This window comes from Pseudomonas sp. KCJK9016, from assembly GCF_046231795.1.
GTDB lineage: Bacteria > Pseudomonadota > Gammaproteobacteria > Pseudomonadales > Pseudomonadaceae > Aquipseudomonas > Aquipseudomonas bananamidigenes.
Window position 1 is genome coordinate 252,467 of sequence record NZ_JBJJMM010000006.1, and the last position, 9,428, is coordinate 261,894.

Annotated in this window: 10 protein-coding genes; 5 read left to right on the top strand and 5 right to left on the bottom strand. The window is 59.0% G+C overall.

What is annotated here, in order from left to right; all coding sequences use genetic code 11:
* Positions 1 to 16: 16 nt before the first annotated feature.
* The 3 genes from ACK6BI_RS08300 to ACK6BI_RS08310 all read left to right on the top strand — a co-directional run bounded on the left by ACK6BI_RS08300 (position 17) and on the right by ACK6BI_RS08310 (position 3,869).
* Entirely contained in the window at positions 17 to 631 is a 615-nt protein-coding gene (locus ACK6BI_RS08300) for a LysE family translocator (RefSeq protein WP_409316673.1), read from the top strand.
* A 205-nt stretch (positions 632 to 836) separates the two neighbouring features.
* Positions 837 to 2,003: an aminotransferase class V-fold PLP-dependent enzyme gene (locus ACK6BI_RS08305; protein ID WP_409316674.1), complete on the top strand. Its 1,167-nt coding sequence runs from the start codon at positions 837 to 839 to the stop codon at positions 2,001 to 2,003.
* A 57-nt stretch (positions 2,004 to 2,060) separates the two neighbouring features.
* The gene (locus tag ACK6BI_RS08310; RefSeq protein ID WP_409316675.1) at positions 2,061 to 3,869 is read left to right on the top strand and encodes an aminopeptidase P family protein; all 1,809 of its coding nucleotides are present in this window, start codon (positions 2,061 to 2,063) and stop codon (positions 3,867 to 3,869) included.
* Here the strand turns inward: ACK6BI_RS08310 and ACK6BI_RS08315 are convergent.
* Positions 3,862 to 4,770, bottom strand: a complete 909-nt coding sequence (locus ACK6BI_RS08315; RefSeq protein ID WP_409316676.1) for a LysR family transcriptional regulator — start codon at positions 4,768 to 4,770, stop codon at positions 3,862 to 3,864. The genes ACK6BI_RS08310 and ACK6BI_RS08315 overlap by 8 nt on opposite strands.
* A 112-nt stretch (positions 4,771 to 4,882) precedes the next feature.
* Here ACK6BI_RS08315 and ACK6BI_RS08320 point away from each other — a divergent pair, with 112 nt between their 5' ends.
* Positions 4,883 to 5,881, top strand: a complete 999-nt coding sequence (locus tag ACK6BI_RS08320) for a zinc-dependent alcohol dehydrogenase family protein (RefSeq protein ID WP_409316677.1) — start codon at positions 4,883 to 4,885, stop codon at positions 5,879 to 5,881.
* On the opposite strand, the gene ACK6BI_RS08325 is transcribed toward ACK6BI_RS08320, so the two are convergent.
* On the bottom strand, positions 5,878 to 6,468 hold the full coding sequence (locus ACK6BI_RS08325; protein WP_409316678.1) for a 2-hydroxychromene-2-carboxylate isomerase: 591 nt from the start codon (positions 6,466 to 6,468) through the stop codon (positions 5,878 to 5,880). The genes ACK6BI_RS08320 and ACK6BI_RS08325 overlap by 4 nt on opposite strands.
* A gap of 33 nt (positions 6,469 to 6,501) precedes the next feature.
* Positions 6,502 to 7,230, bottom strand: coding sequence for an SDR family oxidoreductase (locus ACK6BI_RS08330; RefSeq protein WP_409316679.1), 729 nt, complete (start codon positions 7,228 to 7,230; stop codon positions 6,502 to 6,504).
* A gap of 92 nt (positions 7,231 to 7,322) precedes the next feature.
* On the opposite strand from ACK6BI_RS08330, the gene ACK6BI_RS08335 reads away from it, so the two are divergent.
* Positions 7,323 to 7,892 carry a TetR/AcrR family transcriptional regulator gene (locus tag ACK6BI_RS08335; protein WP_409316680.1) on the top strand — a complete coding sequence of 190 codons (570 nt, stop codon included), beginning with the start codon at positions 7,323 to 7,325 and terminating at the stop codon, positions 7,890 to 7,892.
* A 12-nt stretch (positions 7,893 to 7,904) separates the two neighbouring features.
* Here ACK6BI_RS08335 and ACK6BI_RS08340 read toward each other — a convergent pair whose 3' ends face one another.
* Positions 7,905 to 8,186, bottom strand: a complete 282-nt coding sequence (locus ACK6BI_RS08340) for a hypothetical protein (RefSeq protein ID WP_065257014.1) — start codon at positions 8,184 to 8,186, stop codon at positions 7,905 to 7,907.
* Positions 8,187 to 8,355: 169 nt separating this feature from the next.
* Complete coding sequence (rhtA, locus tag ACK6BI_RS08345; protein WP_409316681.1) at positions 8,356 to 9,243, bottom strand: threonine/homoserine exporter RhtA; 888 nt, start codon at positions 9,241 to 9,243, stop codon at positions 8,356 to 8,358.
* Between the last annotated feature and the right edge of the window lie 185 nt (positions 9,244 to 9,428).

The following is a 9,428-nucleotide window of genomic DNA, read 5'->3' on the forward strand; positions in this document are numbered from 1 at the left end:
TGACGGACTGCCTGCCATGACCCTCTCGCTTGACCTGCTGTTGGGCTTTGCCCTGTTTGCCCTTGTCACCTCGATCACACCGGGGCCGAACAACACGATGTTGTTGGCGTCGGGGGTGAATTTCGGCTTCAACCGCACCATTCCTCATATGCTCGGCATTACCTGCGGTTTCTTCGTGCTGGTGGTGGCGGTGGGGTTCGGGCTGGGCGCGGTGTTTCAGACCTATCCGATCCTGTACTCGGTGCTGCGGTATGTCGGCGCGGCGTACTTGCTGTACCTGGCGTGGAAAATCGCCCATTCCGGCCCGGTCGGCGAAAGCGAATCCGGCGAGGCGAAACCGATCAGCTACCTCGGCGCGGCAGCCTTCCAGTGGGTCAATCCCAAGGCGTGGATCATGGCCATCGGTGCCATCAGCACTTACACACCGATGCAGGGATATTTCACCAACGTCATCGTGATCGCTGCGGTGTTCGCCATCATCAACCTGCCGAGCGTCGGCGTCTGGGCGGCGTGCGGGACCTTGCTGCGCAACGTGCTCAAGGATCGCCGCTGGTTGCGGGTGTTCAACTGGGGCATGGCCGCGCTGCTGGTGATTTCGCTGTATCCGTTACTCCTTGAAAGCTTTAGCTGACGCAGCGCTACAACCACCGGCCTGATGCCTGTTAAAGTCGCGTTCAGGAGCGTTCCTACGCACTTTTAATGAAGCCCTACTTCTTTAACGGCATCCGATCAGGTATTGATGACGCTCTCGAACCCGGGCGCAGCTCACAAGGCTGTGCCGCGCCGTTCGCAGATACGAGCCTCCTGATCCCGGAACACGCTCTGCGAGTCTTTTTATGAATCAACGTCCGCTGTATTTCGATTACGCCGCCACCACTCCGGTGGATGAGCGGGTCATTCAGGTGATGATCGAGTGTCTGGGTTTCAACGGTAATTTCGGCAACCCGGCCTCCAGTTCCCACGCCTTTGGTCAGCAGGCCCGCAAAACCGTCGAAAACGCCCGCCGTCAGGTGGCCGAACTGGTCGGCGCGCAGCCACAGCAAATCGTCTGGACCTCCGGCGCCACTGAATCCAACAACCTCGCCCTCAAGGGCGTGGCTCAGGCCCGCGGCGTTTCCGGCGGCCACATCATCACCAGTCAGATCGAACACAAAGCCATTCTCGACACTGCCCGGCAATTGCAGGAGTCCGGTGTGGCCGTCACCTATCTGGTACCGGACGCCGAGGGCCTGATCACTCCGCGGGCGGTCAGCGAAGCAATGCGCGATGACACCTTTCTGGTGTCGTTGATGCTGGTCAACAACGAACTCGGCACCGTCAACGACATCCCCGCCATCGGCGAAGTGGTGCGCGGGCGTGGGGCGTTGTTCCATGTCGATGCGGCCCAGGGCGCCGGCAAGGTCGTGATTGATCTGGCGCAATGGCCGGTGGACCTGATGTCGTTTTCGGCGCACAAGCTTTACGGCCCCAAGGGCATCGGTGCGCTGTACGTCGGTCCGCGTGCGCAACAACGTTTGCAGGCGCAGATTCACGGCGGCGGCCACGAGGGCGGGTTGCGTTCCGGTACGTTGGCGACGCATCAGATCGCCGCGATGGGCTCGGCGTTTGCTTTGGCCGCCGAGGCTTTCGAGGACGAGAAGAAAACCATTGTCGCGTTGCGCGAGCGACTGCTCGAACAGCTATTGAGCCTGCCTGGCGTGCGCCTCAACGGCAGCGCCGCGCAACGCATTCCGCACACCCTGAGCCTGACCTTCAGCGAAGGCGAGTTCAATCCGGCGGCGTTGAGCCATTCGATCGCATTTTCCGCGACCTCGGCCTGCAATTCCGCCAGCAACACACCATCTCACGTGCTGCTGGCTCTGGGGCATGACGCACACCTGGCCGGCCGTACCATTCGCCTGAGCCTCGGTCGTTTCACCACCGCCGAGGACATCGACAAGGCTGTAGATCTGATCAAGACCGCCTGCACCAGTGCTCCGGCATTCTGGGCGACAGGGCTTTAACGAGCCGGTTTCGAACGGCACCGAACAATAACGATGAAGTGATTGGCAGGAGACACGATGAGTACCCAGACTTTGACCGAAGGAACGGTTCCCCAGCGCCTGGCGCACACCCGCGAACTGATGCGTCGCGAAGGCATTCACGCACTGCTTGTGCCGTCCGCCGACCCGCACCTGTCGGAGTACCTGCCGGGTTACTGGCAGGGGCGGCAATGGTTGTCGGGCTTCCATGGTTCGGTGGGCACCTTGATTGTCACTGCCGATTTCGCCGGCGTCTGGGCCGACAGTCGTTACTGGGAGCAGGCGACCAAGGAACTCAAGGGCAGCGGTATCGAACTTGTGAAACTGCAACCGGGTCAGCCGAGCCCGCTGGACTGGTTGGCCGAGCAGACGCCGGAAGGTGGCGTGGTCGCGGTTGATGGCGCGGTCATGGCCGTGGCCTCGGCGCGTACGCTGGGCAGCAAGCTCGAAGCGCGGGGCGCCAGCTTGCGTACCGATCTCGACCTGTTGAACGAGGTCTGGGGCGATCGTCCTGGCCTGCCGAACGCGCCGATCTATCAGCACCTGCCGCCGATGGCGACCGTCAGCCGTGGCGAGAAAATCGCCCAACTGCGCGAAACCCTGCAGGAGCGCGGAGCGGACTGGCACTTCATCGCCACCCTCGACGACATCGCCTGGCTGTTTAACCTGCGTGGCGGCGATGTGTCATTCAACCCGGTATTCGTTTCCTTCGCATTGATCAGCCAGCAACAAGCCACGCTGTTTGTGGCGTTGAACAAGGTCGACGCTGAACTGCGCGCCGTGTTGGAGAAGGACGGTGTGACCCTGCGCGACTACAGCGAAGTTGCGGATGCCTTGCGTGCGATCCCGAGCGACGCGAGTCTGCTGGTGGATCCGGCGCGGGTGACCAATGGTTTGCTCGGCAATCTCGACAATGGTGTGAAACTGGTTGAAGGCCTCAACCCGACAACGTTGGCCAAATCGAAAAAAAGCCCGGCAGATGCCGAGCATATCCGTCGGGCAATGGAGCAGGACGGCGCGGCGCTGTGCGAGTTCTTCACCTGGCTTGAGTCGGCCTGGGGGCGTGAGCGCATTACCGAGCTGACCATCGACGAAAAACTCACGGCGGCCCGTGAGCGCCGTCCGGATTATGTTTCGCTGAGTTTCAACACTATCGCTGCGTTCAATGCCAACGGCGCGATGCCGCATTATCACGCCACCGAAGAAGAACACGCGGTGATCGAGGGCAATGGTCTGTTGCTGATCGACTCCGGCGGACAGTACCTGGGTGGCACCACCGACATCACCCGTATGGTGCCGGTCGGTACGCCAACCGAGGAGCAGAAGCGTGACTGCACCCGCGTGTTGAAGGGCGTGATTGCGTTGTCCCGCGCGCATTTCCCGAAAGGCATTCTGTCGCCGCTGCTGGATGCGATCGCCCGTGCGCCGATCTGGGCCGAGAACGTGGATTACGGCCATGGCACCGGTCACGGCGTGGGATATTTCCTCAATGTGCACGAAGGTCCGCAGGTGATCGCCTATCAGGCCGCGCCGGCGCCGCAAACCGCCATGCAGCCAGGAATGATCACGTCTATCGAGCCAGGCACTTATCGTCCGGGGCGTTGGGGTGTGCGAATCGAGAACCTGGCGATGAACGTTGAGGCTGGCAGCAGTGAGTTCGGTGACTTCCTCAAGTTCGAAACCCTGACCCTGTGCCCGATCGACACCCGTTGCCTGGAACCGTCTTTGCTGACGCAGGAAGAGAAGCAATGGTTGAACGCCTATCACACCGAAGTGCGCGAGCGTTTGAGTCCGTTGCTCAGCGGTGAGGCGCTGGCATGGCTGAACACGCGTACTGCCGCTATTTAATGGGTTGAAGCTCGGGTGCTGCTGCCAGCGCCCGGGCCATGTACTCGACAAGCGCATTGACCCTGGCGGACTGGCGACGGTTCGCCGGGGACACGGCATGTATTGGCAGTGATCGGGTCTGGTAATCCTGCAACAGGGCGACCACTCGACCCGCCTTCAAATCCTCGCTGAACAGCCAGGCCGGTGACAGCGAAATCCCCAATCCCCCCAGGACCATTTCGCGGATCGCTTCCGAGTTGTTGCTCTGGGCGTTGCCTTTGATGCGCACCTCGTGGCGTTGGCCGTCCTTTTCGTAAGTCCACAGGTTTTGCGATTCGAGCAGGTTGAATTGCAGGCAGTTGTGCTGCGTCAGATCCTGCGGCAATTGCGGATGTCCATGGTGTTGCAGATAAACAGGTGCCGCGACAGTGACGCGATGGGTGGTGCCAATTCGACGGGCGATCATGCCGCTGTCGTTCAACTCGCCGATGCGCAGGCTGACATCCAGACCCTCGCTGACCAGATCCAGATTCTGATCGTTCAGGTGCAGGTCGATCTGAATCTGTGGGTATCGCTTGAGAAAATCGGGGAGTCTTGGAGCGATCTGCAGGCGGCCAAAGCTGACCGATGAGCCTATTCGTAACGCCCCGGCGACTGTTTCCCGACCGGACTGGAAACTGTGTTCGGCAGCATCCACCGCTGCAAGAATATTGCGGCATTCGTTGTAGTACCGCTGACCTTCATCGGTCAGCGACAGCTTGCGCGTGCTGCGGGCAATCAGCTTGCCGCCCAGCTGGGTTTCAAGAGCACGCAGAACTTTGCTGATGGTGGGTTGGGTGGTTTGCAGCTCACGGGCCACGGCGGAAAAGCTACCGCGCTCGATCACCCGGACGAAAATTGCCATTGCGTTGAGCTTGTCCATGAAGCGCCTCATTCATGCCGGAATGGCATGACCACTATAGCCATTCGGCGTCTTATCGGCATGAGTCGACTGGGAGAACATGGCTTCACTTTCTCCCACAGGAATGACCGAAATGACTGATTCAAAGCACATGAACGCCCTGATAGTAGACGTAGCCAATGGGCCGCTACGCTTGGTTTCCCTTGAACGTCCCGTGGCTGGTGCCGGACTGGTATTGGTGCGGATCAAGGCCAGCGGCGTGAATCCGCTGGACCTGAAAATCCGCGCGGGGCAAGCCGCCCATGCTCGACAGCCGTTGCCGGCGGTGCTGGGGCTGGATCTTGCGGGTGTGATTGAAGCGGTGGGTGAGGGCGTGCAGGGTTGGGCGCCGGGTGATGAGGTTTATGCGTTGGCGACCGGCGTTGGCGGCGTGCAGGGTTCGCTGGCCGAATTTGCGGTGGTCGATGTGCGACTTCTGGCGCGTAAGCCGGTCAACCTGAGCATGCGCGAGGCGGCAGGTTTGCCGCTGGTGCTGATTACTGCCTGGGAAGGCCTGGTGGATCGGGCACGAGTGAATGCCGGGCAAAAGGTGCTGATTCACGGAGGGGCGGGTGGCGTTGGGCACGTCGCGGTGCAAATTGCCCGCGCATTCGGTGCCGAGGTTTTCGCGACGGGATCCGCAGGGCAACGCGGGATTATTGAAGGTTATGGCGCGACGTTCATTGATTACCGCGAAATGTCGGTTGACGACTATGTCCGCGAGTACACCGCGGGGGAGGGGTTCGATATCGTTTATGACACGGTGGGTGGCGAAACGCTGGATGCTTCCTTCAAGGCTGCAGGAATCTACCATGGGCACGTTTTGAGTTGCCTGGGCTGGGGCCAACATAGTCTGGCACCGCTGTCCTTCCGCGGTGCAACCTACTCGGGAGTGTTTACCCTGATGCCTCTGCTGACCGGGAAGGGCGGAGATCATCATGGCGAGATTCTGCGCCAGGCGGCGCTGTTGATTGAGGCAGGGAAGGTCAAGCCGTTGCTTGATGTGCGTCGGTTCACCCTTGAATCGGCCTATGAGGCCCATGAACTGCTTTCATCGAAAGCAGTTCGGGGACGTTTGGTGGTAGAGATCTAGCGCAGGGCTTCTTCAACGAAGTCGAGTCGATCCTGGCCAAAGAACAACTGGTTGCCGATGAACATGCTTGGGGCACCGAAGACACCGCGTTTTACGGCGGCCTCGGTGTTGTCCTTGAGGGCAGTCTTTACCGCTTCTTCATGGGTCAATGCCAGTACCTGCTCAGGATTGAAGCCGTGTTCGTTCAATACGGCTGCAACCGTTGCCGGTTCATCGAGGCTGCGACCTTCAACCCACAACGCTTTGAACAGGCAGTCGATGAACGCCAGGAAGCGCTCGGGGTGGCGCAATTGAATGCCGGTCACCGCCCGCATCAATATCAGAGTATTGATCGGGAAATGCGGGTTGAATTTCAGGGGCACGCCGTAGCGTTTGGCGTAGCGATCGAGGTCCTGAAACATGTAACGGCCTTTGGCCGGGATCATTGCCGGTGATGCATTACCTGTGGCTTTGAATACGCCTCCAAGCAACATCGGGATATAGACCAGCCGGCTGTCGGTCCTGGCGCAGATTGCTGACAGTTGGGTGTACGCCAGATAAGTGGCGGGGCTGCCAAGGTCGAAGTAGAACTCCACGGTTTTGCTCATGGTCGCTGCACTCTTTTTTATTTTTGAGGAAGGTTACCAGCGTTCATTCCACGGACGCAGATCCAGCTCGAAGGTCCAGGCGTCCCTTGGCTGGCTGTGCAGATACCAATAGTTTTCGGCGATATGCCCGGGATCGAGAATACCGTCCTGATCCTTGGTCGCATACTTGTCAGGGAAGTTGCTGCGAATGAAGTCGGTGTCGATGGCGCCATCAACCACAACGTGGGCAACATGGATATTCATCGGCCCGAGCTCCCTGGCCATGCTTTGTGCCAATGCGCGGATGCCGTGCTTGGCTCCGGCAAACGCCGCGAATCCGGAAGCTCCACGCAGTCCCGCAGTGGCGCCGGTGAACAGAATCGTGCCGCGTTTGCGGATGACCATGCGCTTTGCTACTTCGCGAGCGTTCAGGAAGCCCGAGAAACAGGCCATTTCCCAGATCTTGAAATACTTGCGTGCAGTTTCTTCGAGGATGCTGCAAGGCACGTTGGCGCCAATGTTGAAAATGAACGCTTCAATCGGCCCGATACGGGTTTCGATATCTTCGATCAGCGCTATCACCTCGTCTTCCTTGCGGGCATCACAGGCAAAACCGTGGGCCTCACCGCCGTCTGCCTGAATGGATTCCACCAACGGCTGTAATTTGTCGGCGCTGCGGCGTGTGACGCAAGCGATGAAACCTTCTTTGGCGAACCGTCTGGCGATGGCGCCGCCCGTTGCATCGCCTGCACCGACAACCAATACGACCTTCTTGTTATTCATGGGTGGATCCCTTTGGTAAACGATCGTTAAGTGAACGAACGTTATGCTAGGATTTTGTCAGCGTCAAGACAGCTCACTCTGAGGAAAAAGCCATGCGTTACTCCGCCAACCACAAACTGGAAACCCGGGAAAAACTGCTGCAAAGCAGCGCGCTGTCGGCGAAAAGCTCCGGTTTCTCGACCGTGGGAGTGGATGGTCTGATGAAGGCGATCGGACTGAGTGGCGCTGCGTTCTACAGCCATTTCTCGTCAAAAAGTGAGTTGTTCAGCGCGATCGTTGAGCGTGAGTTAAGTCGAAGCCTTGAGCGGCTGGGCGGGGAGGGGGCGCAGGACAGGCAGCGGCTGCAATGCTGTCTCAAGCAATATTTGAGCATGGCTCATGTCGAGCAGCCGGAATCCGGTTGTGCGTTACCTGCATTGGGGGCTGAGATAGCCCGGTCGGATGAGTCGGTGCGTGAACAGGCTGAGCTGTGGATCTGCCGACTCCAGGACAGTTGGGCAAAGATACTGGAGAGCGACAGTCTGGCGTGGTCCATTCTGTCGCAATGTGTCGGGGCATTAGTGGTGGCACGAATGCTTGCTTCGCCCGAGATTCAGCGCAGGGTATTGGAGTCGAGCCACCAGGAGATTCAGCGCCTGCTCGATGAGCCGTGCGCTGAGTGAGATGGCGTCGAACTATTTGCAGATGACGATCATGCTACGGCTGGTATAACCGGCGGGATTCAGACCAAATGGATAATCGCCCGGCTCTTCCACGGCGTCACCTGATTTGGCAATGACTTTGTAACCCTTCGGTGCACAGGCGTTGGCGGCGCTGGTATAGCACTTGTCCCAGGAGGAAGAGAGTCCGGAGCAATTGATATGCAGCCCTTTCTTTCCGTGCTTCACCTGGGTTTTCGATGTCGCTGCGCAGCCCGCGATGGCGAGTACGGCGATCAGTATCAAAATTCGTTTCATTACCATCCTTAATGGCGGCCTCGAGTCTGACGCTCGGGTCCGCCCCTGTTCGCTCGCGCTGTAGGCGTTCTGATGTCCCTGTCCGAAAAAGTCCATGTCTGGCATTGGGTTACGTGGCTAAACATGGCCTAAATGAGCGCCAATTACCAGACCTGAGTCAAATCCTGTTTCAATCCACCGCAACCGCTGGTTTGGCAGCAGCTCCCATTGTCATGGTTGCCCCCACTGACGCCAGGATGATGCATAGAATCGCCATCCATTGCGCAAACGTCAGGTATTCCTGCAGGAACAACAAGCCGGACAATGCGCCGAATGCCGGTTCGATGCTCATCAGTGTTCCGAACGTGCGGGCCGGCATACGGGTGAGGGCGACCATTTCCAGGGTGTAGGGCAGGGCCGTAGAAAGAATGGCAACGCCAATCGCGACCGGTATCAGGGACGGCGTCAGTAGTGCGGCGCCCGCATGGACGATGCCGATCGGCGCGACAAACAGAGCTGCGATCATGACGCCCAGTGCTGCTGTGGTTACACCATTATCAGCGCCGGCCTTCTGCCCGAAGAGGATATACAGCGCCCAGCAGGCACCGGCCCCCAGTGCATATCCGGCCCCAACAAGATCCAGGCCGGCAGTGGTCGTTCCTGTCGGTATCAGCAAAAGCAGTCCGGTAGCGGCGAGTGCGATCCAGAGGAAGTCTATTGCGCGTCGGGAGGCATAAATGGCAACCGCCAATGGGCCAGTGAACTCCAGGGCTACCGCGATCCCTAAAGGTACCGTACGCAATGACATATAGAAGAGGAAGTTCATCCCGCCCAAGGCCATTCCGTAGATGATGACAGTGCGCAGTGATTTGGCCGTCAGCTTCGCTCTCCAGGGGCGCAGCAACAACAGCATGATCATGCTGGCAAATATCAAGCGCAATGTCGTCGTTCCTTGGGCGCCAACTATGGGAAACATACTCTTGGCCAGCGATGCCCCGGATTGAATGGACGCCATGGCTATAAGTAGCAGGCCGACCGGGAACAGGATTGAGGCCAGGCTGCGGGGTTGATCATTCATTGCGGGGAACCATCCAGGAGGGGCGGAGTTTTATTGTGATATTGGGCAGTATATTGCGCACCGATCCGCGGCACGTCTATATAGACGCCGGCTTTTCTCCTCGCATGATAGAAAAATGAAATTAAGTGTTGACGGCAGATTCGGGAGGTCTATAATTCGCCCCACTTCCGGCGCGGTCGAAACGG